The following is a 26242-nucleotide window of genomic DNA, read 5'->3' as shown; positions in this document are numbered from 1 at the left end:
AACGATGATGAGCGTCAACGTCGAAATCGAAGGCGAGATCGCGATCGTCACGATCGGCAATCCGCCGGTCAACGCCGTGAACAGGGCCGTGCGGGAGCGGCTGCTGGCACTGGCGCAGGAGCTTGACGACAATCCGGACGTCCGCGCCGTCATCCTGACGGGGGCCGGCACGCTCTTCGTTGCGGGCGCCGATATCGCCGAATTCGACCGGCCCGCCGAGCCGCCATTCCTTCCCGATGTCATTGCGCGCATCGAGAGGGCCGTGAAGCCTTGGATCGCCGCGATCCGTGGTGCCGCGTTCGGCGGCGGTCTCGAACTTGCGCTCGGATGCCGTTTCCGGGTTGCGACGGAAAGTGCCCGTTTCGCCTTGCCGGAAATCAACCTCGGCATCATCCCGGGCGCCGGCGGCACGCAGCGCCTGCCGCGGGTCATCGGCGTCGCCGACGCGATCCACATCGTCGCGGAAAACCAAACGCCGGGTGGCGCGGAGGCGCTGAAACTGGGGCTGGTCGATGCCCTTGTCGAAGAACCACTGCTTCCGGCAGCCATCGCCTTTGCGCGCAACGCCCTTGAACACGCGCTGCCGTCGCCGAGTCTCGATCGCCCGGTTTCCGTGCCTTCGCCGGACGTGTGGGCGGAGGCGGAGGACAGGATTGCCGCCCGCGCAAAGGGCGCCGCGGCGCCCGCGCGCGCGTTGCAGGCCCTACGACACGGGATCGAACACGGGGCCGAGGCCGGCCTCGCGCTCGAACGCTCCATCTTCCTGGAGCTTCGTGCCACGGAAGAGGCGGCCGCCCTGCGCCACCTGTTCTTCGCCGAACGCGCCGCGCTTCGGCCAGCGGAGATCCGGGGCATAAACCCACGCCCCATCGAAACGGTGGCTGTCGTCGGCGGCGGGACGATGGGGAGCGGGATCGCTGCCGCCCTTCTCAATGCCGGTCTTTCCGTCGTGCTGATCGAGCAGGACGAGGCGGGCGTTTCGCGCGCGCGTTCGACGCTTGCGGGCATTTTCGATTCATCCCGGCGCCGGGGGCAGATAACGGACGACCAGGCATCCGAGCGGATGGCTCGCCTCGAAACGAGCATCGGCTATGGTGCCGCCGCACGATGCGACCTGGTGATCGAAGCCGTCTTCGAGGATCTCGCCGTAAAACGGTCGGTGTTTGCCGAGCTTGGGCGCGTCTGCCGGCCGGATGCGGTGCTTGCGACCAACACGTCCTATATCGATCCACGCCTGATCGCGGAGGGACTGCCGGGGCCGGAGCGTTTTCTGGGCCTTCATTTCTTCAGTCCGGCGCAGGTCATGAAACTGCTGGAGATCATCCCGACGCCCGAAACGGCTCCTGATGTTCTGGCAACCGGCTTCGATCTCGCTCGTCGCCTCGGCAAGATCCCCGTGCGCTCCGGGATCTGCGACGGGTTCATCGGCAACCGCATTCTGCGCCGCTTCCGGGCGGAAGCGGAGGCGCTCGTTTGCGGCGGCGTCGCCATTGCCGCCGTCGATGCGGCGATGCGCGGCTTCGGCTTCGCGATGGGACCGTTCGAAATGCAGGATATGGCCGGCCTCGACATCGCATTCCTCTATCGCGAGGCGGCGCGGTCGCGCGGGGAGGACGTGCCGGAGATTCCCGGCGACCTTTTGGTGCGCGCCGGGCGCAAGGGGCAGAAGACGGGCGGCGGCTGGTACGACTATGCCGCCGGCGACCGCCGGCCGCAGCCGTCGGCCGCGGCAGAACGTATCATCGTCCCGCTTGTCAGCGCGCGAAACGACGTGGCGGAGGAGGCGATCGTTGCAAGGCTGATGGCGGCGATGGCGCAGGAAGGCCAATTAATTCTCGACGAAGGTATTGCGGCAAGCGCTGCCGATATCGACCTTGTCGAAGTGCACGGCTATGGCTTTCCGCGAAGGCGCGGCGGGCCGATGTTCCAGGCCGGCCGGGCAAGTGCCGATAAGACATGATACGAACAAGGATTTTATGATGACCACCTATCCCGATACATTGCTTTTCATCGATGGCGTCTGGCGCCCGGCATCCACCGGCCGCACCATTCCCGTCGTCAATCCTGCGACGGCGCAGCCGATCGGCAGCGTCGCCTGGGCGGATCGCAAGGATCTGGACGAGGCGCTGGCGGCGGCTGACCGGGCCTTTGCGCAATGGAGCGCAACATCGGCTTACGACCGCGCCAGGCTGATGCGCCGTGCCGCCGATCTCCTGCGCGAACGGGCCGACGAGATCGCCGTCATGATGACGCTGGAGCAGGGAAAGCCGGTCTCGCAGTCGCGGGTGGAAACGCTTGCCGGCGCCGACATCATCGATTGGTTCGCCGGCGAGGGACAGCGCTCCTACGGGCAGGTCATTCCATCCCGCGCACCGGATATCCTCCAGATCACCCTGAAGAAGCCTGTCGGTCCGGTCGCCGCCTTCACGCCGTGGAATTTCCCGATCAACCAGGTCGTGCGAAAACTCTCGGCCGCGATTGCCGCAGGCTGCACGATCATCGTCAAGGCGCCGGAAGAAACGCCGGCATCGCCCGCAGCCCTCATCCGCGCCTTCGCGGACGCGGGCATTCCGGCCGGCGTCATCAATCTCGTCTATGGCGTTCCGGCCGAGATCTCGGAATATCTCATCCCGCATCCCGTCATTCGCAAGATTTCCTTCACCGGCTCCACGCCGGTCGGCAAGCAGCTTGCGGCTCTCGCCGGGGCGCATATGAAGCGCGCCACCATGGAGCTCGGCGGCCATGCGCCGGTCATCGTTGCCGAGGATGCCGACCTCGACCTCGCCGTGAACCTGATGGTCGCCAACAAGTTCCGCAATGCCGGCCAGGTCTGCGTCTCGCCGACGCGGTTCCTCGTGCAGGAGAAGATCGCCGATGCTTTCACCGAGCGTTTCGCGGCCGGTGCAAAGGCCATCCGCGTCGGCAACGGCCTCGATGCCGATGTCGAGATGGGTCCGTTGGCGAACGACCGCCGTATCCCGGCGCTGGAAAGCCTGATCAACGATGCCGTCGAGCACGGCGCGAGCCTGAAAACCGGCGGCCGCCGTATCGGCAACGAGGGTTGGTTCTTCGAGCCGACCGTGCTAGCCGACGTGCCGGTGGCCGCCCGCATCATGAACGAGGAACCCTTCGGCCCCGTCGCCGTCGTCAACCGGTTCGGCAACCTCGACGAGGCGATCACCGAAGCCAATCGTCTGCCCTATGGCCTCGCGGCCTTCGCCTTCACGCGAAGCAGCGCCACGGCAACCCGCCTCGGCAACGAGGTGGAAGCGGGCATGCTCTCGATCAACCATCTCGGCCTGGCACTGCCCGAGGTGCATTTCGGCGGCATCAAGGATTCCGGCCACGGCACCGAAGGTGGCGCCGAGGCGCTTCAGGCCTATCTCGATACGCGTCTGGTCACGCGAAAGGGCTGATCCTCCGCCGCTCAGGCGGCAATCGTGCCGGGAGACGCTTCGATCCAGTTGCGCAGCGTCTCCACATAGTTCCGTGCAGCCTCGGCGAGTTCCGTCTCGTCGAGCTTGCCGGCGCGGTAGACCAGGAACGGTTCTGCCCAGGGCAGGCGGCAGCGATAGGCCATGGCGCGCAGCGGGTTGAGCAAATCGGCAAGCGGCAGCAGGTTCTGCCCGTCGGGGCCGTAAGCCTCCGGCACATTGCCGGCGGTGGCGGCGATCATGATCGGCGTGCCTTCCAGCCGGCTGCCCCCGGCCTCATAGGCCACATAGTACATCCGCGTCATGACCGCATCGATCCACGCCTTCAGCAGGGGCGGGCTCGCATACCATTGCACCGGGAACTGTAGCACGATGCGGTCCGCCGAAAGCAGCCGCTCGGCTTCGACCGCGCCGTCGCTGAACAGGTCGAGCCGCCCTTCCGGATAGAGCGTCTGCATATCGACGACCTCGACACCGGGAACCGTGCGAGCCGCCGCGGCAAGCGCGGCGTTGGTCTTGGACCGGGCGATATCGGGATGGAACATCAGGATCAAAGTCTTCACGGCAACCTCCTTGGGTTAGGGTTGCCGTGAAGATGGCGCTGGATTAGTAATTACTCCAATCGATAATAAATATTCCCTATTATCTGTTTTATGGATTAAGCGTAGCACAGCGGATTCTCGCGAAAGATCGCTTCGTACATCACCGGCGCTCGTGGTTAGATGCAGCCCGGCACTCCGGTTCGGATCACCGGGATTCCGGCCTGATATTGCGTCAGAGCGCTTCAGTTTTTCGCAGGTTGCGAAATTGTCGTTGCGCGTTTGCAGGCGGATGTTTGGTGCTTGGCTCAAAACCGGAGAGAACCACGATGTCTCGACAGATGATTGCGCTAGCCTGGGTCTGCCCCGCTCAATTCTGCGAGCGGAGTGAGTTTGACGGACCGTCTGACCGTCTCGGTTTCTGGCTGAAACTCCTGTCACGCATCTTCTGACAGCCTGCTCAGCACGCGTTCTGTTTCAAATTCGGGCCGAAGGTGCAGCGCGCGACGCCGCCTGATGCCGGCCCTACAGATTTCATCCACTAACTTCCTCTGACGCTCCGCATAACGGACGAAAATTCCCGCGAATACCCCTTAAGCGAACGCTCGCGCCATGCGCAGAGCATCGCATTATCCACGCATGCGAAGGCGTGTGCGATCACCCTGTTGACATGGTAACCGGATAGTGCATTAAATAAATAACTAACTAGATACATACTTGATGGCGACCTGGTCGCCCGTGGAGCGGAGGGCTCGCGGTTCAAGGGTGTGATCGCGGAGGAGGGGAATTTGAAAGTTTTCGGCGTTGAGCATGTCGGCTTCACGGTGCCGGACCTGGAGGAGGCGGTTTCGTTCTTCGAGACGGTTTTTGGCGCAGTCACGGTCATGACGACGGGCAAAGTCGATGTGGACGGCGAATTCATGCGCCGCCGGCTCGGCGTGCCGGAGCATTGCCGCATCGAGAACATCAAGGTGCTGCGCTGTGGCAAAGGTAGCAATCTTGAGTTGTTCCAGTATTCCGGGGAGACCACTGAAGAGGCATTGAAGCGTAACAGCCAACCGGGGGGGTTCCATGTCGCCTTCCAGGTCGATGACGCGGTTGCCGCGGCCGAACGGCTACGGGAAAAGGGCGTCGATGTGCTCGAAGGTCCGACCTATGTCGATGCCGGCGCGATGAAGGGGCTGACCTGGCTCTATCTTCGCGCGCCCTGGGGCCAGTTCCTCGAAATCGTCAGCATGACCGGGCCGCTCGGCTACGAGGCCGATGGCGGGCCGAAGCTCTGGTCGCCGGTGTGCAACGCCTAAACCCATTCCATCCCTTTGAGGGATGCGTAATCCGCCAGCCGATCCGGCTCGCGGGACTGAACCACCGCGTCCGGAAAACCGGGTGCGGCCCTGCAATTGTTTCATTGGATGAGGAGGAGCATTTCGATGGGAATTTGGAAGAAATCCGTATTGGCCGCCGGTTTCGTGGCGCTGATGTGCGGCAGCGCGCTGTCGCAGGACAAGCCGTTCGAAGGCGTGCAGCTGAAGATGCTCGGCATCGGCGATACGTCGGTGACGCGTCTCGCCAAGATCACCAGCGAGTTCGAGGAACAGACCGGCGCCAAGGTGCAGATCGACATGCTTCCCTATCCGGGGCTGATCGACAAGATCATCATCGAGGCGAGCTCTGATAAGCCGACCTACCAGCTCCTTTGGGTCGATAGCCCCTGGGTCGGCATGCTTGGCGAGGCCGGCGCGTTGCAGGACCTGACCGAATATGCCAAGCGCGATGCCGCCGAAATCGGCCTCGACGACATCATTCCCGTACAGTTGCAGGAAAACAGCTGGCAGGGCCAGCTTCTCGCCTTCCCGGCTTCCGGCATGATCTGGCACGTCAACTATCGCCAGGACCTGTTCGACGATGCCGGCGAGAAGGAGGCCTTCAAGGCCAAATACAGCTACGACCTGGCGCCGCCTGCCACCTGGCAGCAGTTCCACGACATTGCCGAATTCTTCACCCGCAAGAAGGGCGATAAGCTCGCCGGCAAGGTGCTGGAACAGGATTTTTACGGCAATGCCGAGTCCTACAGCCGCGTGCAGGGTGCGATCACGCATGATTACTTCCCGATCATGCGCGGCTTCGGCGGAGATTATTGGGATCCGGCGACCGGACTTTGCGCCATGACCGGCGAGCCGCATGTCAAGGCGGCGGAATTCATGAAGTCGCTGGTTCCCTTCAACCCGCCGGATTATCTCGGCCTGATGTGGGACATCCAGTCCGGCTATATGGAGCGCGGCGAGACGGCGCTTTCTGGCTACTGGAGCGTGCGCACCGTGCGCCTGACGAACCCGGAAGAAGCCAAGCTGCCGACGCTTGGCAAGGCCGGTTTCTCCGGCGGGCCGACGGAAGACGGCAAGCCGCAGCCGACCTATACCGGCTCGCTGTCCTTCGCCATCAACGCGAAGGTCTCCGACCAGGAGAAGGAAGCCGCCTGGGCCTTCATCAAGTGGGGCACCGGCGAGAAGATCATGCGCCGTCTTGCCGATGAAGGCTGGGGTATCAGCCAGTTCCGCAAGTCGATCCTCGCGGACCCCGCCCTTCAGGAGAAGTACCCCTATTACAAGGTGCTGCTCGACACCCAGACGAATGCGCGCCGCCGCATCTTCCATCCGTTCTACGCGGACGTGGAGGAAAACTTCGGCGTCGAACTCTCCAAGTACATGGCCGGCGAGACGGCGACCGCACAGGAAGCGCTCGGCAACGCCTGCACCGCGGTCAATTCGCGCCTGTCGATGTTCCCGCTCGAACAGCGACTTCGCTGGATCAACGACGCCCCGGTCACCGTGTTGCAGAAATAAGCGCCAACCCCGCGCTCCGGCCGCCTTGGCCGGAGCGCGGAACAAACTGACATGCGGGAGGGTGCCATGGGCTATGTCAACAGACGCAACAGGACGATCGCGGGGGTATTCCTGCTGCCGACGGCGGCGGTGCTTTTCCTGACGACCATCTATCCGATGCTCTATGCGCTCTATCTGAGCTTTCGCAATTACGACCTCGCGAAGCCGTTCATCCCGCGCATCTTCGTCGGCCTTGCCAACTTCCAGGAAGTGCTGACCTCCGGGCCGTTCCTGCACAGCATGCTGATCACCTTCAAGCTGATGGGGGTCACGCTGTTCTTCCAGTTCGTCATCGGCGTCGGCCTGGCCTTGCTGGTGACGCAGCGCCTGCCCGGCATGGCGGCGATCCGCACGTTGCTGCTTATTCCCATGATGATCTCGCCGGTCATCGTCGGCCTCGTCTGGCTCTTCATCTATTTTCCGGAACTCGGCTATTTCAACTATTTCATCGGCCTCATCGGCATCAACCCGATCCCGTGGATCACCAGCACGCAATGGGCGCTGACGGCGATCGCGATCGCCGACATCTGGCAGTGGACGCCCTTCGTGATGATGGGAACGGCCGCCGCGCTGCAAAGCCTGTCGCCGGAACCCTACGAGGCGGCGCGCATCGACGGCAATTCCAACATCGACGTCTTCCTGCACGTCACGCTGCCGCAGCTGAAGCCGGTGCTTATCAGCCTCTTGTTCCTGCGCGCCATCGATGCCTTCAAGATCTACGACATCATCTTCGTGCTCACCAAGGGCGGGCCGGGCGACGCCACCGAGACGATCGCCCTCTACATCTACCGCCAGAGCTTCACCTTCTGGCGCATGGGGGTCGGTGCCGCCGCCTCCTTCGTGTCGCTGATCATCATTTCCGTGCTGATCACGCTGTTCTTCAAATCCATGCAGAAGAGCGCCGCCGCGCGTTGAGGAGACCCACCATGAACAGGCTCAGCACCAGACAGGCGACCCTCGTCTATAGCGTGACCGGCATCATCCTGATCATCTTCATGATCCCGATCTACCTCATCCTGGCGTCCTCCCTGAAGCCGTCGGCGGATATGTTCTCCCGTCCGCCGACGGTCTTTTTCACGCCGACGCTGCAACACTATGTCGATCTCTTCACGCTCCGGCCGTTCCACTGGAACATCATTAACAGCCTGATCGTGACGCTCGGCTCGACGGTCTTTTCCGTCACCATCGGCGCGCTCGGCGCCTTTGCGCTCTCGCGCATCCGCCATCCGCGCATCAACGATGCGGCGTTCTGGATCCTGTCGATGCGCATGTTTCCGCCGATCGCCGTCGTCGTACCCTATTACATCATCTTCAAATCGGTCGGCCTGCTCGACACACCGCTCGCGCTGATCATCGTCTATTCGACGGCGAACATCCCGCTGACGGTCTGGCTGATGAAGGGCTTCTTCGACGAGGTGCCGGAGGCGCTGGAAGAGGCGGCGCAGGTCGATGGCTACGGCATCGTCGAGATCTTCTACCGCATCACGCTGCCGCTCGCCGCGCCCGGCCTCGCCGTCTGCGCCGTGTTCTGCTTCATCTTCTCGTGGAACGAGTTCCTGTTCGCGCTGATGCTGACCGGCTCCAGCGCGCAGACCGCCACCGTCGCCGTCATGTCGTTCTGGAGCAGCGACGCGGTGCAGTGGGGCCGCATCATGGCGGGCTCGTTCATCATTCTCATCCCCGGCGTCATCTTCGTGCTCACCTGCCAGAAATGGCTGGTCAAGGGCCTGACGCTCGGATCCGTCAAATAGGGCCGGCAGCACCAGCACCCGGCATCTGGACTGCATTGCGGAGGAAAAATCTTGGCATCTGTTTCCCTTACCAACGTCGTGAAAGCCTTCGGCGCCTTCAAGGTGGTGCATGGCGTCGATCTCGATATCGCCGACGGCGAATTCGTCGTGCTGCTCGGCCCTTCCGGCTGCGGCAAGACCACCACGCTTCGCATGGTCGCCGGCCTTGAGGATGTCAACGGCGGCGAGATCCGCATCGCCGGCGAGGTGATCAACGACCGGGCGCCGAAGGATCGCAAGATCGCGATGGTTTTCCAGAACTACGCGCTCTATCCGCATATGACGGTGCGCCAGAACATGGAGTTCGCGCTGAAGCCGCAGCGCCTCTCCAAGGCCGAGGTCGATGCGAAGATCGCCGGCGTCGCCGCCATGCTCGGCCTCGACGTGCTGCTTCACCGCAAGCCCGCGCAGCTTTCCGGCGGCCAGCGTCAGCGCGTGGCGATGGGCCGGGCGATGGTGCGAACGCCGGAAGTGTTCCTCTTCGACGAGCCGCTGTCGAACCTCGACGCCAAGCTGCGCACGCAGGTCCGCATGGAAATCGCCAAGCTGCACAAGCAGCTCGGCACCACCGTCATCTATGTCACGCACGACCAGGTCGAGGCGATGACGCTCGCCGACAAGATCGTCATCATGAAGGACGGCCATATCGAGCAGATCGGCTCGCCCGAAGAGGTTTTTGCCCGCCCGAAAAACCTCTTCGTCGCCACCTTCATCGGCAGCCCGTCGATGAACCTCTTCCGCATGACCGCGGAGCGCGGCGACACCGGGACGGTGCTGTCCTCGCCAGCCTTCTCCCTCCTCCTGCCGGTAGAGTTGGGCGCAAAATTGAAGCCGGGGCAGGCGGTAACGCTGGGTGTTCGTCCGAGCGACGTGCGCCTTGCGCAGGCCGGCGACGCGGATGCCATCGAGGCCCGGGTCGAAGTGGTGGAATATCTCGGCGTCGAGGCGCTGGTCGATCTCCGGATCGGCACCCAGGAATTCATCGCGCAGATCCCGGCAAGCGAGCGGCCCGCGCTCGATCAGGCCGTGAAGGTCGTCTTCAACCCCGCCGGCCTGCATCTTTTCGACAGCGAAAGCGGTCAGGCACTCTGAATCGCAAGGAGACCATCATGTCCGGCAAGGAAATCATCTTCCCGCAGAAGAACAGCTTCGTTCTGGCGGATTGCGAAACGCTACCGCTTGGCGCGACCGAGGTGCGCGGCCGCACGCTCGCCACCCTCGTCAGCCCCGGCACCGAACTCGCCTGGGCGACGGGCGAGGACTTTCCCATCCGGCCCGGATATGCCGCGGTGTTCGAGGTTGAGGAGTGTAGCGAGGCCGTTCGCGATGTGAAAGTCGGCACCCGGCTGTTCTGCATGGGGCCGCATCGCAGCTTCCAGCAGGTCGAGCATCGGTTCACGCTGCCGGTGCCGGAGGGCCTTTCATCCGAGGAAGCCGTCATCGCGCGGCTGATCGGCGTGTCGATGACGACGCTGATGACGACCAAGGCGAGGCCCGGCGACCGCGTGGTCATCGGCGGTGCCGGCCCGGTCGGCTATCTCGCCGCGCATATCTTCAGGCTCTCCGGCTACGAGGTGTCCGTGGTAGAGCCGGACGCGACCCGACGCAGCCAGATGGCTGCTTCCGGCATCGCTTCGGTCTTCGCCGAGATGCCGGTCGCTGACCCAGACTTCGCCGGCAAGGTCGCGCTCGTCGTCGACTGCTCCGGTCATGAGGCCGCGGTTCTCGGCGGCTGCCGCATCGTGCGCCAGCATGGCGAGGTCGTGCTGATCGGTGTTCCGTGGAAGCGTCATACCGAACTCTACGCCCACGACATCTTGCACGCGGTCTTCAACAATTTCGTGGTGCTCAGGAGCGGCTGGGAATGGGAGTTCCCGTTGCTGGCAAAAGGCTTCAAGTGGGTGGAATTGCTGGAGGGCTACAACAATACCAGCCAAAGCGTTTTCGGTGGTTTCGCCAAGGCCCTGAAATGGCTTTCCGAAGGCCGGATTCCCCTCGACGGCCTTCTGCGCAAGGCATCGCCAAAGGCTCCGGCCGCGCTCTACACCGCGCTACTGGCCCGCGAAATCACCGAGCCCTTCGTCGTGCTCGACTGGCAGTCGGAATGATCACCCCCAGATGCGGGTAATGGCATCGAAGGCGAACTGGATGGTCGGGTCGTTCGACCGCACTTTCAGGCACACGAAGCTCAGGGCGGTTTCGATCTGGACGCGATCGGCGATCACCAGTCCGTTCGACTGGTGTTCATGCAGGGCCAGCGACTCGCGGCAGAGGCTGAGGCCCAGCCCGGTTCGCACCATCGCCAGCATGGAAGGCTCCTGGTCGACCGAGGCGACGACGTTCTGCCGCACGCCGAGATCGCCGAACACGCGTCCCAGCAGCCGGTTGTGCACCGAGGCCGGCGGCGTGCCGATCCAGGGGAGGGCCGCGAGCGCCGGCCAGTCCTGTCCGCGAACGACGCCGGCGAGCGATGGCGGGGCGACGACCAGATAGGTCAGTCGCGCGAGTTCCTTCGCTTGGAAGAGGTTTTCCTGTCCATCCGGCACCACGCCGGCCACGGGATCGAAATCCCGAATATCGCCGAGAAAATACCCGACATCCAGCTCGTTTCGCCGGAGACCCTCCGGCACGTCGCCGCTCATGCCGTGGCGCAGTTCCGTCTCGATGCCGGGACCACTTTCCACCAGCGCCTTCAGAAACGCCCCCAGCCGCGTGAATTCCGGGTCGATGATCGTGCCGATCCGCAGTTTTCCGCGCAGGCGCGTCGCGAGGTGTCCCGCCGTCTGGCCGAAATCCGTGAGCGCCGCCAGCACCTGCTCCGCCTTCGCCGCCAGCAAAGCGCCTTCAAGGGTCAATTCGAGACCCACCGACGTTCGGCGGAATAAAGTGATGCTGGTATCCGCGGCAAGGCGCTTGAGTTGCAGGGTCACGGCCGGCTGGGTGAGATGCAGCTGTTCGGCCGCGCGCGTGACATTGCCCTCGCGCGCAACGGTCACGAAGGCCTTCAATGTCCTGAGGTCGGTCGGGCTCGCCATATTAATTCTGCTTATAATTCTCTGCTTCATTTGTCATTGGATTTTCCGCCGCATCTGCGGGTATTCCTGCAAAAAACATGAGGAGGACGCTCAGATGCCATGCAGAACGGTCGGACTTTATAACAGCGACGGCGGCATAACCCGATGACGCGTCCGGACATCCCATCTGACCGCTTCGACTACATCGTCGTCGGGGGAGGCTCCGCCGGCTGTCTGCTGGCCAATCGCCTCAGCCGCGATCCTGCGACGCGCGTGCTGCTGCTGGAAGCGGGCAGGAAGGACAACTATCCGTGGATCCATATCCCGGTCGGTTATCTCTACTGCATCGGCAACCCCCGCACCGACTGGCTGTTCAAGACCGAGCCGGATGCCGGGCTGAACGGCCGGTCGCTGCGCTATCCGCGCGGCAAGACGCTCGGCGGCTGCTCCTCGATCAACGGCATGATCTACATGCGCGGCCAGGCCCGCGACTATGACGGCTGGGCGGCGGCGACCGGGGACAGCGCCTGGTCCTGGCAGAATTCCCTGCCCGATTTCAAGGCCCATGAAGACCACTACCGGCTGGACAAGGGTGCGGACCCGCAGACGGGCGGCAACAGCCGTTTCTCCGACATGCACGGCCATGGCGGCGAGTGGCGCATCGAGAAGCAGCGCCTGAAATGGGATATCCTGGAATCTTTCGCCGAGGCTGCCGTCGAGGCCGGCATCCCGCGGTCCGACGATTTCAACAGCGGCGACAACGAGGGCGTCGGCTATTTCGAAGTCAACCAGCGTTCGGGCTGGCGGTGGAACACCTCCAAGGCCTTCCTGCGCCCGGCAAGGAACCGGCCCAACCTCTCCGTGTGGACGGAATGCCATGTCGAAAAGCTCGCTCTCGAAGGCAAGCGCTGCACCGGCGTCGTGCTTCAGCGGCAGGGGCGCAGGATGGAGGTCCGCGCCGAGAAGGAAGTGATCCTTTCGGCCGGGGCGATCGGCTCGCCGCAGATCCTGCAATTGTCGGGCGTCGGACCGGCGGAGCTATTGAAGCGCCATGGAATCGAGGTGGCCCACGATCTGCCGGGCGTCGGCGAGAACCTGCAGGACCATTTGCAGATCCGCGCGGTCTTCAAGGTCGGCAATGCAAAGACGCTGAACACGCTCGCCAACAGCCTGTTCGGCAAGGCGATGATCGGCCTTGAATATGCGTTGAAACGCAGTGGCCCGATGAGCATGTCGCCCTCGCAGCTCGGCGCGTTCACCCGCTCGGACGAACGCCAAGCCCATGCCAACCTGGAATATCACGTCCAGCCGTTGAGCCTCGATGCCTTCGGCGAGCCGTTGCACAGCATCCCCGCCTTCACCGCGAGCGTCTGCAACCTGAACCCGACCAGTGCCGGAACCGTGCGCATCCGCTCCGGCAAGGCCGTCGACGCGCCGGCCATCGCGCCGAACTACCTGAGCACGGAGGAGGATCGCCGCATCGCCGCCGACAGCATCCGGCAGGTGCGCAGGATCGTCTCGCAGCCGGCGCTTGCAAAGTACCAGCCGGAGGAGTGGAAGCCCGGCCTCCAGTTCCAGAGCGACGAGGACCTCGCCAAGCTCGCCGGCGACATCGCCAACACCATCTTTCACCCCGTCGGGACGACGAAGATGGGCCGCGCCGACGACCCGTTGGCCGTGGTCGACAGCCGCCTGCGGGTGCGTGGCATTGCTGGCCTGCGCGTCGTCGACGCCGGCATCATGCCGAAGATCACCAGCGGCAATACCAATGCGCCGACGCTAATGATCGCGGAAAAGGCGGCGGGATGGATTATTGCCGATGCCCGGCAACGCGGATGACGGACGGGGATGACCGCGATTCCTGGTTGAGCAGGTCGATCGCGGCGAGGGCTTCTCGCCGCGTGGAAAAGGCAAGAATCTCGTCGCCCATCATGCCGGGCAAATCGGTCGCATTGTCCCAGACCACGTAGTGATCCAGCGGATCGAGGAGACATTCGTAGCGATCGGTTATCCCGGTTTCCGTCGCCATGTCATCCTCCACTGCCTGACGTTTGAAGCCGGCAGCATAATCCGCCAATGCAAACATCCGCTTAACCGCGTGCCCGAAGGGCGGCGGTCAGCGGCAGCCTTGTCGCGGCAAGCGCAGGGAGGGCGCCGCCGAGGATGCCGATGGCAAGGCCGAGCAGGCCTGCCGTCAACAGGACATCTGGCGTGACGGCGAGCTGGAAGGCCATGCGGGCATTGTTCGCGCCGATCGTGCTGGCCTGCCAGCCGTTGAAGATCAGCCACGAGGCGAGGAGGCCGAGGAAGACGCCGGCGCCCGCGAGCACTACCGCTTCCACCCATGTGCCGAGAAAGGCCGAGAGGCGGCTGAAGCCGAGCGCGCGCACCGTGGCGATCTCGACGGTGCGGTCCGAGACGGAACTCGTCATCGTGTTGAGGGCGCCCGCCGTTGCCCCCACGGCCATCAGCAGCGCGACCGGCCAGCCGAACAGGCGGATGAGGCTCGCCGTGCGCCCGGATTGCGCGGCGTAAAGATCGGCTTCGGAGACGGCGACGAGCGGGGTCTCGGTGATGGTGGCGAGCGCGCCTTGCAAGCGTTTGAGCGATGCGGGGTCGGCGAGGCGGAGTTTCAGGCTTTGCACCTGCCCCTGCCGGTCGAAGGCGGCGCGCACCGCTTCGAGGTCGGCCCAGAGTTCGGATTCGAAGGCGCTGCCATGGGCAGAGAAATGCCCCACCACCGTCCAGTCGACCGCGCCGAGGCGGACCGTGTCACCCACTTGGAGGCCGAATTCCTCGGCGAGACGGTTTCCGGCGACGATCTCGCGGGCGCCCGGCGTGAAGATGCGGCCGGCGGAAATCGTGATGCCGTCGCGGATCGACGGGCCGGCGGCATCCATGCCGCGCAGCGCCATCGTGCGCTGGCTCAGATCGACGGGCGCGACGATCTCGCGGGACGAGACGAGCTTGCCGCCGGCGTCGCGGGCGACGCCCAGGTCGCCCGTCATGGCATCGAGCGTGCGGATGACGGTTGCGGGAATGTCCGAGCCCGTCTCCTGATTGGTGCCGCCGCCGAGCACGACGGCGACGGCAGGCGAACCGGCGCCGCTCAACGCCGTCTCGAACCCTTTCGCCATGGAGAGGAAGCCGGCCAGCACGCAGACGACGAGCGCGACCGACAGGGCCATGGAGGCGGAAATCGCGGAACGGCGCGGCAGGCTGGACAGGTTGGTGCGGATCATCACGAGCGCTTGTCTTGTGTGGGTGGACATGGGGTTACCTCGTTCTGAAAGCTTTGATGATGGGGGTTCGCATCGCGTTGAAGGCCGGCAGCGCGCCGGTCGCAAGCCCGAGGACGGCGATGATGACCAGCGCCTTTGCGAGAACCGGCGCGGAGAAGACCAGCCCGAGCGTCGGGCCGGCAAGGATGGTTGCGAGCTTCGCCAAAGCGAGGCCGATGCCCCCGCCGACTGCGAAGACGAAGAGGGTTTCGCCGAGGATGAGCGCCATGATGCCGAGGCGGGAGAAACCGAGCGTCTTCAGCACGCCGATCTCGAAGGTGCGCTCGCGCACGGCAAAGACCATGGTGTTGACGACGATCATCAACAGGGTGACGAAGGCCGCGCCGACGACGAGGTTCACGATCAGGCCGACATCGGCATATTGGCGCAGAAACGCTTCCAGGAACTGCTTTTCCGACTGGGTGCGCGTCGGCGTGGCCGAGTTGGCGAACAGCGTGTCGATGCCGGCGGCAAGTTCCCCCGGCGAGACACCCATGCGCGGCAGGACGACGAAGGCGTCCACGGTGTCCTTGCCGCGCGCGCGGGCGGCGTTCACATAGTCGTAGCGGGCGATCATGAAATAGGTGTCGGTGGCGGCACTTTCGCCCTCGAAGATGCCGGCGATCTCGAACCGCCAGTCGCGGCTGCCGTCCTCTCTCGGCGTGTCGAAGGCGGTGATCGTCGCGCGCTGGCCGACGCTCCACCCTTGCGCCTCGGCGAGCGCACGGCCGACCAGCACCCTGTCGCGGCCCTGGCCGATCGCGCCGACCAGGGCCGGCGTCAGGCCGAGGCCCTTGCCGTTGACGGCCATCAGCAGATCGGGATCGGCGGCGCTGATGGCGACGACGTTTTTCTCCACGTCGACGAAGCCGCGCAGCCGCGTGACATAGCCGACCGCCGCGACGCCGGGATCGGCAGCGATGCGCGACATTGCCGCCATCGGCAGCGGCTGCGTGCGGCCGCCGGCACTCGTGACGCCGAGGAGGTCGTCGCTGGCGCCGGCGGCACCCTGCGTGCCGGCCAGGAAGCTTGCGGTCAGGCCGTAGATCAGGAAGGCGACGGCGATCGAGACCATCAGGAGCACGGTGCGCAGCGGCTTTCGCCAGGCATTCTTTCGGGCGAGATCGAAAAGGGTCATCAGGCGGCCCTCTTCTCTTCGACGAAATCGCCCTTGTCGAGATGCAGCGTGCGGCGCGCGTAAAGGGCGGCCTGCGGGTCGTGCGTCACCATGACGATGGTCTTTTCCAGTTCGCGGTTGAGGAAGCGCAGCATGTCCAGAACCTCGTCGGCGGACTTGCGGTCGAGGTCGCCGGTCGGCTCGTCGCAGAGCAGCAGGCCCGGATCGGAGACGATGGCGCGGGCGATGCCGATGCGTTGCTGCTGGCCGCCGGACATCATGGCGGGGTATTGTTTTTCGCGCCCGGAGAGGCCGACGAGATCGAGGACCTTTTCGACGCGCATGCGCCGCTCCTTGCGCGACAGCGGCTTCAGCAGCAGCGGCAACTCGACGTTTTCGGCGGCGGTGAGCATGGGCAGCAGATTATAGAACTGGAAGACGATGCCCATGTTGTGCGCCCGCCAGGCCGAGCGCGCGGCCTCGCCCATCTGGTCGAGGCGGCTGGTGCCGATGCTCAAGGTGCCGGCATCCGGCCGATCTATACCGGCCAGCATGTTGAGCAGCGTCGATTTGCCCGAGCCGGACGGCCCCATGACGGCGACGAAATCGCCGCGCGGGATAGCGAGGTCGAGACCGGCGAAGATGGGCATCATCTCTCCGCCGATGCGATAGGCCTTCCTGACGCCGCTGAGCGCGATATAGGGGGCGGGGGTTTGGGTCATTGCGTGTGTTCTCCTATTTCATCGAGGGCGATGCGGATGCGGGCGGCCATGTTCGGGCGGATGCCGTCGGGCGGATCGTCGAGCGACAGGCGCAGCGTGACGGTGCCCTTTTCCGCGGAGGCGACGGGCGCCAGCCGCAGGACCGTGACGGCGAAGGGCTTGTCGGGAAAACCGTCGAGCACAGCCTGTCCGGCAAGGCCGGGCTTGAGGGCTGCGATCGTGGTTTCCGTCACGTCGGCGTCGATCACGAGGGTTTTGGCGTCGGTAATCGTCAGCAGGCTCTGGCTTTCGCGAACGCTGTCGATGCGCGCCAGCACCGTGTCGCCGACGCGGGCGTCGAGCCGGGTGACGGTGCCGGCGAAGGGCGCACGAACGGTCAGTTCCTCCACGCGTTCCTCGGCAATGCGGATGGCGAGGTCGGCGCTATCTGCGGATTGCCGGGCTTGCGCCACGGCATTCTCGGCGCGCTCGGCTGCCGCGTTTGCGTCTTCAAGCGCCTGTTTTGAGGTCGCGTCACGGGCGGCGAGGATCTCGGTGCGGTCTAGCAGGGTACGGGCCTGCGCAAGGTCGATAGCGCGGGCGGCGAGGACCAGCTCGGCCTGAGCCTTCGCGGCGTGCGCCTGTTCGAGCGCAAAGCGGGCGCCCGCATCCTCAAGGGCGACCAGAACCTGGCCCGCCTCGACGGCGTCGCCCAGCGCCACGGCGATCCGCGTGATCCTGCCTTCATATTTGGCAAAGACCGTCGTCATGCGCGGCGCGACGACGAAGCCGGAGCCGGTGATCTCGCGGCCGGCCGGGATGGGATTGCGGACAGCGGATCGTTCGCCCTCGACCTCTGTCACGGCAACAGGGTCGGCGGCCGCACGCTCCGGCTCCGAGAGGGCGGCTTCGATGTGGCGAACCACGTCTGGCTGATAGAGCAGGGCGCCGGCGACCGCCCCGACCATCATGGCGCCGAGGCAGATGGGAAGGGCGAGACGCCGGAGCATCGGCTTCGGCGGCTGGATGTCGCGGGGGACAGGCTCAAGCGATAGCGACTTGAGCGTCTCGGCCAGTTTTCGGCCCTGTTCGGTGGCGATGTCGAAATGTGTGTTCATGCCGGGCATCATGGCCGGCAAGGGCAAAACCGCGACCTGGAACGCGTTATGGGTCGTGCTGGATCGCGATCGGGGACGTCGCGGCCTTGCGCTCGCGCCATTCGAGCGGCGACATTTCGGTGACGCGGCGGAATTCGCGATTAAAATTGGACTTGGTCTGGAAACCCACCTCGAACATGATCTCGGTCACGGGCTTGTCTGTCTCGGCAAGCAGCGCGCAGGCCTCGGCGATGCGGTGCTCGTTGACATATTGCGAGACGTTCTTGCCCGTCGCCCGGTTGATCGCCGTGGAAATCTGCCGGGCCGGAATTCCCGTCTTGCGCGCCAGCCGATCGAGGCTGAGATCGACGTCGCGATAGACGCGTTTCGCCTGCATCACGGCCTGAACCGCGGCGAGGGTTTCCTTGTCCTCCGCCATCTCCAATCTGGGACCGGGGCCGGCCCCGGCCGTCTGATCGGGCTTGCCACGGCGGCCCGCTGTCGCGACCGCGCCGGACAGCACTGCCAAAACCGCAAGGTTCGCGATGGTGACCAGGAGGGGCGCATGGTCGCCCTGGGTCCAGGCGAAGTCGAGAAAGATCACGATGTCCATCGCCGCCGACAACAACAGGGCCGTCGCGGCGAAGAGGATGGCGCGATAGGCGGGGCCGGCATTATCGAAAGGCGTGAGGCGAAGCGCGTCCGAGCCCGGCCGCATCAGAAGCAGGATCGCCACCGCGTAGCCGCTGAAGATCAATGCGATTGCGAAGTCGATGGCAGCGCGCCACAGCAGGACCATCAGCACAATCGCGATCACTGGTATGAGATGCAGACCCACACGCAGGATCGGTGACACATCGCTCTTGCGCACCATCCCGGCCACGCCGGCATAGACAAGCGGCGGCACCGTCGAAGCCACGATGGGCAGTACCGGACCGACGCCATTCACCCCGTAGCCCCAGCGAAACCCCAGCAGGATCGATTGAAGGGCGGAAACCAGAATCAAGGCGAGAAACGGCATGTTCGGCGGCGCATCGTCGTCACGTCGCACGACGGTGACCAGCAGAATGACAAGCAGGGTGGCGACGACGAAGGGAACTGGAATGGACAGCATTATGTCTGGAAGGGCTTGAGGGCAGAATACAAGTGTTCGAGCTATCATGGCGCATCGGACAGGTTTCCGCGACCTTGAACGTGTTTGAGGTCTGTTTTCGCGGTAGCGCCACCCTCAGCGCCGTATTCGCGCCGCTTGACCAAATGCGGAATTTGTAACTATTATTGTTACATGACTTCAAGCAATGAAAAATCTGGATCTCCCGGCGTCGATAAACCGGCTTTTACCGCGGCGCATGCCAGTTCCTATGTGGAAGGAACGCTGAAAAAGGTGCCGGGCCTCGCTTCGCTCCACCGCATGGCTTCGATGCTGATCGCGGAGCGGGTGCCGGGGGCTGGCCGGGTTCTTGTGCTGGGTGCGGGCGGCGGCCTGGAACTCAAGGCTTTGGCCGATGAGAATCCTCACTGGAATTTTTACGGAATCGATCCCTCGGCCGACATGCTTCTGCTGGCGCAGGAGATGGTGGGGCCTCATCGGCCGCGCGTGCAATTGCACGAGGGATATATAGACACCGCGGAGGAGGGGCCGTTCGATGCGGCGGTCTGTTTTCTCACGCTGCATTTCGTGACGCGCGATCAACGCCTCGAAACATTGCAGCAATTGCGTCGCCGGCTGGTGCCGGGCGCGCCGTTCGTCGTCGCCCATATCAGCTTTCCGCAGGGTGAGCCCGAGCGATCGATATGGATCGCCCGCCATGTCGCCTTCGGTGGGGCTTCCGGGAACGCGGAAAGCGCGCGGCAGGCTATTGCCACGAAACTGTCGATTCTCTCACCTGAAGAGGACGAATCGTTGCTGCGGGAAGCGGGATTTTCGGATGTCAGCCTGATCTATGCGGGCCTGACATTCAGGGGATGGGTGGCTTACGCCTGAACTCTCGCCGTTTGCTTGGAAAGCCAAGCCCGGCATTCAGCGTGTCTCGACGCCTTGGCTCAAAAGTACCGAACGAGGATCGGCGAGGCTTCTCAGCCGATCCTCGAACGAAACAGATCAGAGAACGCGGACGTTTTCTGCCTTGGATTTGCCGGTCTTGCGGTCCTGGCCAACGTCATAGCTGACGCGCTGGCCTTCGCTCAGCGAGCCGCCCTGCAGAGCGGAAACGTGTACGAAGACATCACTGCCCCCATTTTCGGGCGTGATGAAACCAAAACCCTTTTCCCCATTGAAAAACTTAACAGTGCCAGTGGCCATTTCTAATCCTCGAAGCTCGAACAGCGGATTGCCGCGCGGCAAAACCTATCGCGGTTGGACGCAGTCTGCAATGCGCTTGCTGGTTGGTAAGCCTTAATCTCCACGATCCATTGTCATTTTTTGATACTTCGTGGGTTGCGAAGACCGGATTCGAGCCCCTTGAATTGCTCCAGGCCCGTCCATATCTAGGGTTTACCACCCGTATTGATGACGCCTGCCGCAACAGCACCATACTGCTGCGCGTGTCGTCCGGGTCTAATAGGGCGCTCCCCGAAAGGGTCGAGCGCCCTATTTCTTTTACCCGCCGGCGTGTTGTTTCATGTCATACACGGCGGCGTTGTCCTGGATTTTTCGCAAGCCCTTATAAAGCGTTTGGCGGAGATTGCCGTCCTCGCTCCAGCCGCTGAATTCGATCTCCGCGATGAGGGTGGGCAGGGCGAAGACGTAGCCTTTGCCCTTCATCGGCACGACAGGCTTGCGCGTCTTGAGCATGTCGAGCGTCTTGCGGAGATAGTCCACATCCTTGGCGCTTAGACCGGTCGCGACGGAACCGACATGCACCCAATCATGTCCGTGCCGGGCGGCGAGAAGCAGGCTGGCGATGCCGCTTTGGGCGGAGTCCGATGGCTCATAGCCGACGATCATGAAACTGCCGCCCTCTATGCATTCGACCTGGAGCCAGTCGTCGCTGCGGCCTGATCGATAGGGGCGGTCGCGATGTTTGGCGACGATGCCCTCCAGCCCGAGCCGGCGCGCTTCGGCGAGGAGCTCATCGGCATCGATATCGAGTTCTTCCGACAGCCGGATCGCCCCGTCCCCGCCGGCCGGGACGAGATCTTCCAGCAGATGCCGGCGCAGGGAGAGTTCCGTGCCCGTCAGGTCCTGGCCATCGAGATAGAGAAGATCGAAGGCGAAGAAGATGGCCTCCTGCGAAGCCCTTTTGCCGCCGAGCGCGTTCTGCAGCGCCGCGAAATCCGACCGGCCGTCCTCATCGAGAATCACGGCCTCACCGTCGAAAATGGCCGCGTTGACGCCGAGATTGCGGGCTGCCGCCGCGATGGCCGGAAAGCGGTGCGTCCAGTCCTCACCGCCCGGTGTGACAAGACGAACGCCCTTCGGATCGATGTGGACGGCGAGCCGGTGGCCATCCCATTTCACCTCATAGAGCCAGTCCGCACCTTCCGGCGGGGCAGGCCTGCGCGAGGCGAGACAGGGCTCTATGCGATCGGGCATCGGATCGAAGGGCAGGCCGGGCTGCTGCGGATCCCGCTTGCGGAGGGGGCGGGACTGGAGCGTCGCGCCGGATTCGTCGAGCAGCGGAAGAGGCGATCTGCGCTTCGGCGTCATGGGAATTCACCATCTCCTGCATCGAGCCCGGATTTTCATCGTCGCAGTTCGGGAGATAGGTATGTTCGCCGCGAACTTCACCCCCCGTATCGAACGGAGGTCACTATGGCGTGACAGGCCGGACCTGTTCAAGGCCGCATCCAGGCACTGCTTTTGCAACATGCAATCAGGGATTTGTCGCGGTGACAATGTGGCCGGTCGCCTTCAAACGGCCCGGCGGTCTATGATCGGCCGACAGGAGGAGCGCATGACCCTATTTTCCGGCCTTTCGGCCTTTTCCATCACGCCCACGGACGCGGCCGGCCGCGTCGACCGGGAGGCGCTCTCCGGCCTGCTCGAACGTATCCGCAGTGCGGGCGCGAGTTCCATCGGCCTGCTCGGCAGCACTGGCGGTTATGCCTTCCTGTCGCGCGAAGAGCGGCGGCACGCCGTCGAGACCGCGATCGCCAGCGTCGGCGGCCGCATTCCCGTCATCGTCGGCGTCGGGGCGCTGCGCACGGACGAGGCCGAGGCGCTGGCGCGCGATGCGAAAGCCGCCGGCGCGGACGGACTGCTGCTGGCGCCCATGTCCTATACGCCGCTGACGGAGGAGGAGGTTTTCCAGCACATGGCCGCGGTCGCCAAGGCCGGCGACCTGCCGCTCTGCATCTACAACAATCCAGGCACGACGCGCTTCGTCTTCAGCGACGACCTGATCGCCCGGCTGGCGGAAGTGCCGAACATCGCCGCCATAAAGATGCCGCTGCCGGCCGATGGCGATTTCCGCCGCGAAATCGCCCGGCTACACGCCCGCACGCCCGCGGGTTTTCCCATCGGCTATAGCGGCGATTGGGGTGCCGCGGAATCGCTGCTGGCAGGCGGTGCTGCCTGGTACAGCGTGGTCGCCGGCCTGCTGCCGGCCGAAGCGCTGGCGCTGACCCGCGCGGCCATGGCCGGAAACCGCGCCGAGGCCGAGCGGCTCGACCAGGCCTTCCAGCCGCTCTGGGACCTGTTCAAGGAATTCGGCAGTTTTCGCGTGATGTATGCCATTGCCGGGCTTCTCGGCCTCAGCGATGCCGCTCCGCCGCGGCCGATCCTGCCCCTGCGCCCGGCCGATATCGCACGGGTCGAGGCGGCGCTGGATCGCGTGAAGGGCTGACGCCCACGCTTCGCTCACCAGCGAACCATTTTCGGCGCTGGTCGGATAGGGTCGCATCACCGCGAAGCCGAAAAAGGGATTGCAATGACGGCCGAGAATAAAAACCTGACGACCGACCTGGCATTGCTGCTTTTGCTTTCGACCCTCTGGGGTGCGTCCTATACTTTCATCAAGCTCGGCGTCGAGACGATCCCGCCGATAACGCTTATCGCGGCGAGAACGCTTATCGCGGGCAGCCTTCTTCTCGCGATCGTTTGGGCACGCGGCCTGTCGCTGCCCCGGGACCGGAAAAGCTGGGGCCGTTTTCTCTTCCAGGCCTGCCTGAACAGCGTCATCCCCTTCACCCTGATCGCTTGGGCGGAACAGACGACCGACGCCGGCCTTGCGACGATCCTGAATTCGACCTCGCCGATCTTCACCTTCCTGCTCACCGCCCTCGTGACCCGCCATGAAGTCGTGACGGGCCGCAAGCTCTTCGGCGTTTCGGCGGGGCTTGTCGGCGTCGGCCTCATCGTTGGCTTCGAGGCGCTCGGCGGGCTCGGGCAGGAGGCGTGGGCGCAACTCGCCATCGTCGCCGCGACCGTGAGCTATGCGGGGGCGGCGATCTTCGGAAAGAATTTCAAGGGGCTCGATCCTATGATCCCGGCGGCGGGGTCGATGATCTGCGGCGCCGTCCTCCTCATTCCCGCCAGCCTGATCGTCGATCGCCCGTGGACGCTGGCCCCGAGCAGCGAATCCATAATGGCCCTCCTGGGGCTCTCCGTCTTCTCGACGGCGCTGGCCTTCGTCATCTATTTCCGGCTCATCCAGACGCTCGGTTCGGTTGGCACCACCGCGCAGGCCTATATCCGGGTGCCGATCGGCGTCGGGCTGGGCGTGCTGTTCCTGGGCGAGACGCTGATGCCGACGGCTTGGCTGGGTCTGGTCTGCGTGCTCGCCGGCGTCATCGCCATGACCTGGCCCACGCGAAAGCCCGTTGCCGCCGCAACCTGATGACACCCGCGGGGTGGAGAAAGCCGGCCGGCGACCTATTTTGCAGGCCAGCGAACAGGAACTGCGCTTCACCGAGAGGACGATGCAATGGAAAAGAACACCATCTGCGTGTGGTACGACAAGGATGCCGAGGCCGCCGCCCGCTTTTACGCCGAGACCTTCCCGAACAGCGCCGTCGGCGCGGTGCACCATGCTCCCGGTGACTATCCGGACGGCAAGCAGGGCGCCGTGCTGGTCGTCGAGTTCACCGTTGCCGGCATACCCTGTATCGGCCTCAACGGCGGGCCGCAGATCAAGCACAACGAAGCCTTCTCGTTCCAGATCTCGACCGAAGACCAGGAAGAGACCGACCGCTACTGGAACGCCATCGTCGGCAATGGCGGCGAGGAAAGCGCCTGCGGCTGGTGCAAGGACAAATGGGGCGTCTCCTGGCAGATCACGCCGCGCGTCCTGATGGAGGCGATCACCGCCGGCGGCGCCGAAGCGAAACGGGCCTTCGATGCGATGATGGACATGAAGAAGATCGACGTCGCCGCAATCGAAGCCGCACGACGCGGCTGATATCCTCTATGCTCGCGGGGTCAGGTGAATGCCGGCCAGCGTGCAGCGGACGGAACCGCCGGCACGCTCGACGGTCGGGATGTCCAGCGCCACGATCCTCGCACTTTCCTCGATCGTCGCCCGCTGGCCCGCATCGAGCACCGCAAGTGCCGTCGTCGAAAGCGCCAGTATCCGCCCGTCCTTGCCCTGCAATTCCAGGGCATTGCCGGCGAAGTTTTCGATCTGCGCGTTGCTGAGCGCAACGATGCTGCGGCCCGAGCGCTCCAGCCGCGCGATGACCTCGTCGCGCCGTTTCGGGTCGCTCATCATGCCGGTGCCGATCATGGCGAAGCCGGTGGCCACGCACATCAGCACATTCGTGTGGTAGACCGGCACGCCGTTGCCGTCGCGGGCGTCGAACACCATGGGCTCGAAGTTGAAATGCGTGCAGAAGCGCTCCAGCGCGATCGGGTCCGTCCGGTCGGAGCGCACGGCATAGGCGACGCGATCGATATGATCGAGCACCATGGCGCCGGTGCCTTCGAGGAAAAGGCCGTCTGGCTCCAGCCCCGAATAGTCGATCACGTCCTGCACGCGGTAATGGGTCTTCAGCATCTCGATGACGTCGCTCCGGCGCTCGCGCCTTCGGCTTTCCGCCTTCATCGGGTAGATCGCCACATGCCCGCCGGCATGGGTGGAAAACCAGTTGTTCGGGAAGACGGAGTCCGGCGTCTGCTTACCTTCGTCCTCGAACAGATGGACCGCCACACCGTGGCTTTCGAGTGTTTGTGCGGCCCGTGAGATCTCGTCATAGGCGGCCACCGCGAGGTTCTCGCCTGTATCCGCCAGCACCTGAAAGCTATTGTCGGCGGCAGTTTCCGTGTTGACGGTGAAATGCCGGGGCCGGACCATGACGACGGCCGGCGGCGCCTGGATGGAATAGGGGGACTGTCTCATTGGTCCCGCCTTTATCGTGCGCGTTGCAGCATGCCGAAGAGGTCGCGCGGATCGTCGGGATCGGCGATGATGTCGAGTTCCTGGTAGAAGCGATTTTGCTTCAGCTTCTCGCGGACATAACGCAGCGCGGAAAAATCCTCTGTGGCAAACCCGACGCTGTCGAAGAGCGTGATCTGGCCGGCGTCCCGCCGTCCCTGGGCCTCGCCGGAAACCACCTTCCAGAGTTCCGTCACCGGATAATCCGCATCCATCTGCTGGATTTCGCCTTCGATGCGCGTCTGCGGCGGATATTCCACGAAGGTATCGGCGCGCAACAGGATGTCGCGGTGCAGCTCGGTCTTGCCCGGGCAATCGCCGCCGATTGCGTTGATGTGGATGCCGCCGCCGACCATGTTGTCGGTGAGGATGGTGGCATATTGCTTGTCGGCGGTGCAGGTGGTGATGATCTGCGCGCCTTCGATGGCCGCCTCGGGCGTGGTGCAGGCGGTCACCGTCAGGCCGAAGCCGGCGAGGTTGCGGGCAGCCTTCTCGGTCGCCAGCGGATCGATATCGTAGAGGCGGACGTGATCCGTGCCGAGTACGGCCTTCATGGCCAGCGCCTGGAATTCCGCCTGGGCGCCGTTGCCGATGATCGCCATGGTGCGCGCACCCTTCGGCGCGAGATGGCGAGCGGCCATGGCCGAGGTCGCGGCGGTGCGCAGTGCGGTCAGCAGTGTCATTTCGGTGAGCAGAACCGGATAGCCGGTGGAGACTTCCGCGAGCAGCCCGAAGGCGGTCACCGTCTGCAGGCCCTGGCCCATGTTTTTCGGATGGCCGTTGACATATTTGAAGCTGTAGATTTCGCCGTCCGAGGTCGGCATCAACTCGATCACGCCCTCGCGCGAATGCGAGGCGACGCGCGGCGTCTTGTCGAACAGCTCCCAGCGCCGGAAATCGGCTTCGATGACGTCCGTGAGTTCCACCAGCATGGTCTCGACGCCGATATGATGGACAAGCCGCATCATGTTCTCGACGCTGACGAAGGGAACGAGGGCTTTCTCCGATGGGAGCGGTGCGGACATGTCGGTTTCCTCTGCTGGCTGTGTGCCGGAAGGCTAACGACCGGAAATG

The 26242-nt window shown here is 64.2% G+C and carries 25 protein-coding genes; 13 read left to right on the top strand and 12 right to left on the bottom strand.

What is annotated here, in order from left to right:
* Positions 1 to 7 precede the first annotated feature (7 nt).
* Together GB927_RS01520 and GB927_RS01515 are read left to right on the top strand one after the other, a co-directional pair.
* A complete protein-coding gene (locus GB927_RS01520) occupies positions 8 to 1960 on the top strand; it encodes an FAD-dependent oxidoreductase (protein ID WP_256114757.1) in 1953 nt (650 codons plus the stop codon).
* A gap of 19 nt (positions 1961 to 1979) precedes the next feature.
* Positions 1980 to 3416 carry an NAD-dependent succinate-semialdehyde dehydrogenase gene (locus tag GB927_RS01515; protein WP_256114755.1) on the top strand — a complete coding sequence of 479 codons (1437 nt, stop codon included), beginning with the start codon at positions 1980 to 1982 and terminating at the stop codon, positions 3414 to 3416.
* A gap of 11 nt (positions 3417 to 3427) precedes the next feature.
* Here the strand turns inward: GB927_RS01515 and GB927_RS01510 are convergent, their stop codons facing one another.
* Positions 3428 to 3997, bottom strand: a complete 570-nt coding sequence (locus tag GB927_RS01510; RefSeq protein ID WP_256114754.1) for an NAD(P)H-dependent oxidoreductase — start codon at positions 3995 to 3997, stop codon at positions 3428 to 3430.
* A gap of 764 nt (positions 3998 to 4761) precedes the next feature.
* Here GB927_RS01510 and GB927_RS01505 point away from each other — a divergent pair.
* From GB927_RS01505 to GB927_RS01480, 6 genes are all read left to right on the top strand, one after another.
* Complete coding sequence (locus GB927_RS01505) at positions 4762 to 5277, top strand: VOC family protein (RefSeq protein WP_256114753.1); 516 nt, start codon at positions 4762 to 4764, stop codon at positions 5275 to 5277.
* A 126-nt stretch (positions 5278 to 5403) separates the two neighbouring features.
* The gene (locus GB927_RS01500) at positions 5404 to 6816 is read left to right on the top strand and encodes an ABC transporter substrate-binding protein (protein WP_256114752.1); all 1413 of its coding nucleotides are present in this window, start codon (positions 5404 to 5406) and stop codon (positions 6814 to 6816) included.
* 66 nt (positions 6817 to 6882) lie between these two features.
* Positions 6883 to 7770 (top strand): carbohydrate ABC transporter permease, encoded by an 888-nt coding sequence (locus GB927_RS01495; RefSeq protein ID WP_256114751.1) that lies wholly within the window; start codon positions 6883 to 6885, stop codon positions 7768 to 7770.
* Positions 7771 to 7781: 11 nt separating this feature from the next.
* Complete coding sequence (locus GB927_RS01490) at positions 7782 to 8606, top strand: carbohydrate ABC transporter permease (protein WP_256114750.1); 825 nt, start codon at positions 7782 to 7784, stop codon at positions 8604 to 8606.
* A gap of 51 nt (positions 8607 to 8657) precedes the next feature.
* Complete coding sequence (locus GB927_RS01485) at positions 8658 to 9737, top strand: ABC transporter ATP-binding protein (protein WP_256114748.1); 1080 nt, start codon at positions 8658 to 8660, stop codon at positions 9735 to 9737.
* A gap of 17 nt (positions 9738 to 9754) precedes the next feature.
* Entirely contained in the window at positions 9755 to 10753 is a 999-nt protein-coding gene (locus tag GB927_RS01480; RefSeq protein ID WP_256114747.1) for a zinc-binding dehydrogenase, read from the top strand.
* Here the strand turns inward: GB927_RS01480 and GB927_RS01475 are convergent, their stop codons facing one another.
* A complete protein-coding gene (locus tag GB927_RS01475) occupies positions 10754 to 11680 on the bottom strand; it encodes a LysR family transcriptional regulator (protein ID WP_256114745.1) in 927 nt (308 codons plus the stop codon).
* 144 nt (positions 11681 to 11824) lie between these two features.
* Between GB927_RS01475 and GB927_RS01470 the strand changes: the two genes are divergently transcribed.
* Positions 11825 to 13498 (top strand): GMC family oxidoreductase, encoded by a 1674-nt coding sequence (locus GB927_RS01470; protein WP_256114743.1) that lies wholly within the window; start codon positions 11825 to 11827, stop codon positions 13496 to 13498.
* Here GB927_RS01470 and GB927_RS01465 read toward each other — a convergent pair.
* The 6 genes from GB927_RS01465 to GB927_RS01440 form a co-directional block, all read right to left on the bottom strand.
* On the bottom strand, positions 13470 to 13688 hold the full coding sequence (locus tag GB927_RS01465) for a hypothetical protein (protein WP_256114741.1): 219 nt from the start codon (positions 13686 to 13688) through the stop codon (positions 13470 to 13472). The genes GB927_RS01470 and GB927_RS01465 overlap by 29 nt on opposite strands.
* Before the next feature lie 61 nt (positions 13689 to 13749).
* Complete coding sequence (locus GB927_RS01460) at positions 13750 to 14931, bottom strand: ABC transporter permease (RefSeq protein ID WP_256114740.1); 1182 nt, start codon at positions 14929 to 14931, stop codon at positions 13750 to 13752.
* Between the two features lie 4 nt (positions 14932 to 14935).
* Positions 14936 to 16078: an ABC transporter permease gene (locus GB927_RS01455; RefSeq protein ID WP_256114739.1), complete on the bottom strand. Its 1143-nt coding sequence runs from the start codon at positions 16076 to 16078 to the stop codon at positions 14936 to 14938.
* Positions 16078 to 16779, bottom strand: coding sequence for an ABC transporter ATP-binding protein (locus GB927_RS01450; protein ID WP_256114737.1), 702 nt, complete (start codon positions 16777 to 16779; stop codon positions 16078 to 16080). The genes GB927_RS01455 and GB927_RS01450 overlap by 1 nt, the downstream gene beginning before the upstream one ends.
* Positions 16776 to 17876 carry an efflux RND transporter periplasmic adaptor subunit gene (locus tag GB927_RS01445; protein WP_256114736.1) on the bottom strand — a complete coding sequence of 367 codons (1101 nt, stop codon included), beginning with the start codon at positions 17874 to 17876 and terminating at the stop codon, positions 16776 to 16778. The genes GB927_RS01450 and GB927_RS01445 overlap by 4 nt, the downstream gene beginning before the upstream one ends.
* A gap of 46 nt (positions 17877 to 17922) precedes the next feature.
* Positions 17923 to 18969: a helix-turn-helix domain-containing protein gene (locus tag GB927_RS01440; RefSeq protein WP_256114735.1), complete on the bottom strand. Its 1047-nt coding sequence runs from the start codon at positions 18967 to 18969 to the stop codon at positions 17923 to 17925.
* Positions 18970 to 19140: 171 nt separating this feature from the next.
* Here GB927_RS01440 and GB927_RS01435 point away from each other — a divergent pair, with 171 nt between their 5' ends.
* A complete protein-coding gene (locus GB927_RS01435; protein WP_256114734.1) occupies positions 19141 to 19839 on the top strand; it encodes a class I SAM-dependent methyltransferase in 699 nt (232 codons plus the stop codon).
* A 117-nt stretch (positions 19840 to 19956) separates the two neighbouring features.
* Here the strand turns inward: GB927_RS01435 and GB927_RS01430 are convergent, their stop codons facing one another.
* Together GB927_RS01430 and ligD are read right to left on the bottom strand one after the other, a co-directional pair.
* Positions 19957 to 20157 (bottom strand): cold-shock protein, encoded by a 201-nt coding sequence (locus GB927_RS01430; RefSeq protein ID WP_256114733.1) that lies wholly within the window; start codon positions 20155 to 20157, stop codon positions 19957 to 19959.
* A 297-nt stretch (positions 20158 to 20454) separates the two neighbouring features.
* Positions 20455 to 21504, bottom strand: a complete 1050-nt coding sequence (gene ligD / locus GB927_RS01425) for a non-homologous end-joining DNA ligase (protein WP_256114732.1) — start codon at positions 21502 to 21504, stop codon at positions 20455 to 20457.
* 247 nt (positions 21505 to 21751) lie between these two features.
* Here ligD and GB927_RS01420 point away from each other — a divergent pair, with 247 nt between their 5' ends.
* From GB927_RS01420 to GB927_RS01410, 3 genes are all read left to right on the top strand, one after another.
* Positions 21752 to 22642 (top strand): dihydrodipicolinate synthase family protein, encoded by an 891-nt coding sequence (locus GB927_RS01420; RefSeq protein ID WP_256114731.1) that lies wholly within the window; start codon positions 21752 to 21754, stop codon positions 22640 to 22642.
* 84 nt (positions 22643 to 22726) lie between these two features.
* The gene (locus tag GB927_RS01415; protein ID WP_256114730.1) at positions 22727 to 23635 is read left to right on the top strand and encodes a DMT family transporter; all 909 of its coding nucleotides are present in this window, start codon (positions 22727 to 22729) and stop codon (positions 23633 to 23635) included.
* An 87-nt stretch (positions 23636 to 23722) separates the two neighbouring features.
* Positions 23723 to 24196 (top strand): VOC family protein, encoded by a 474-nt coding sequence (locus GB927_RS01410; protein WP_256114729.1) that lies wholly within the window; start codon positions 23723 to 23725, stop codon positions 24194 to 24196.
* Positions 24197 to 24202: 6 nt separating this feature from the next.
* On the opposite strand, the gene ctlX is transcribed toward GB927_RS01410, so the two are convergent.
* Positions 24203 to 25132 (bottom strand): citrulline utilization hydrolase CtlX, encoded by a 930-nt coding sequence (gene ctlX, locus GB927_RS01405; protein WP_256114728.1) that lies wholly within the window; start codon positions 25130 to 25132, stop codon positions 24203 to 24205.
* Between the two features lie 11 nt (positions 25133 to 25143).
* Positions 25144 to 26193 carry an ornithine cyclodeaminase gene (gene ocd, locus GB927_RS01400; protein WP_256114727.1) on the bottom strand — a complete coding sequence of 350 codons (1050 nt, stop codon included), beginning with the start codon at positions 26191 to 26193 and terminating at the stop codon, positions 25144 to 25146.
* Positions 26194 to 26242: the final 49 nt, after the last annotated feature.

Source organism: Shinella lacus (assembly GCF_010994755.1).
Taxonomy (GTDB): domain Bacteria; phylum Pseudomonadota; class Alphaproteobacteria; order Rhizobiales; family Rhizobiaceae; genus Shinella; species Shinella lacus.
Note: the sequence above shows the minus strand (reverse complement) of the source record. Positions and strands in the feature narration are given on the sequence as shown.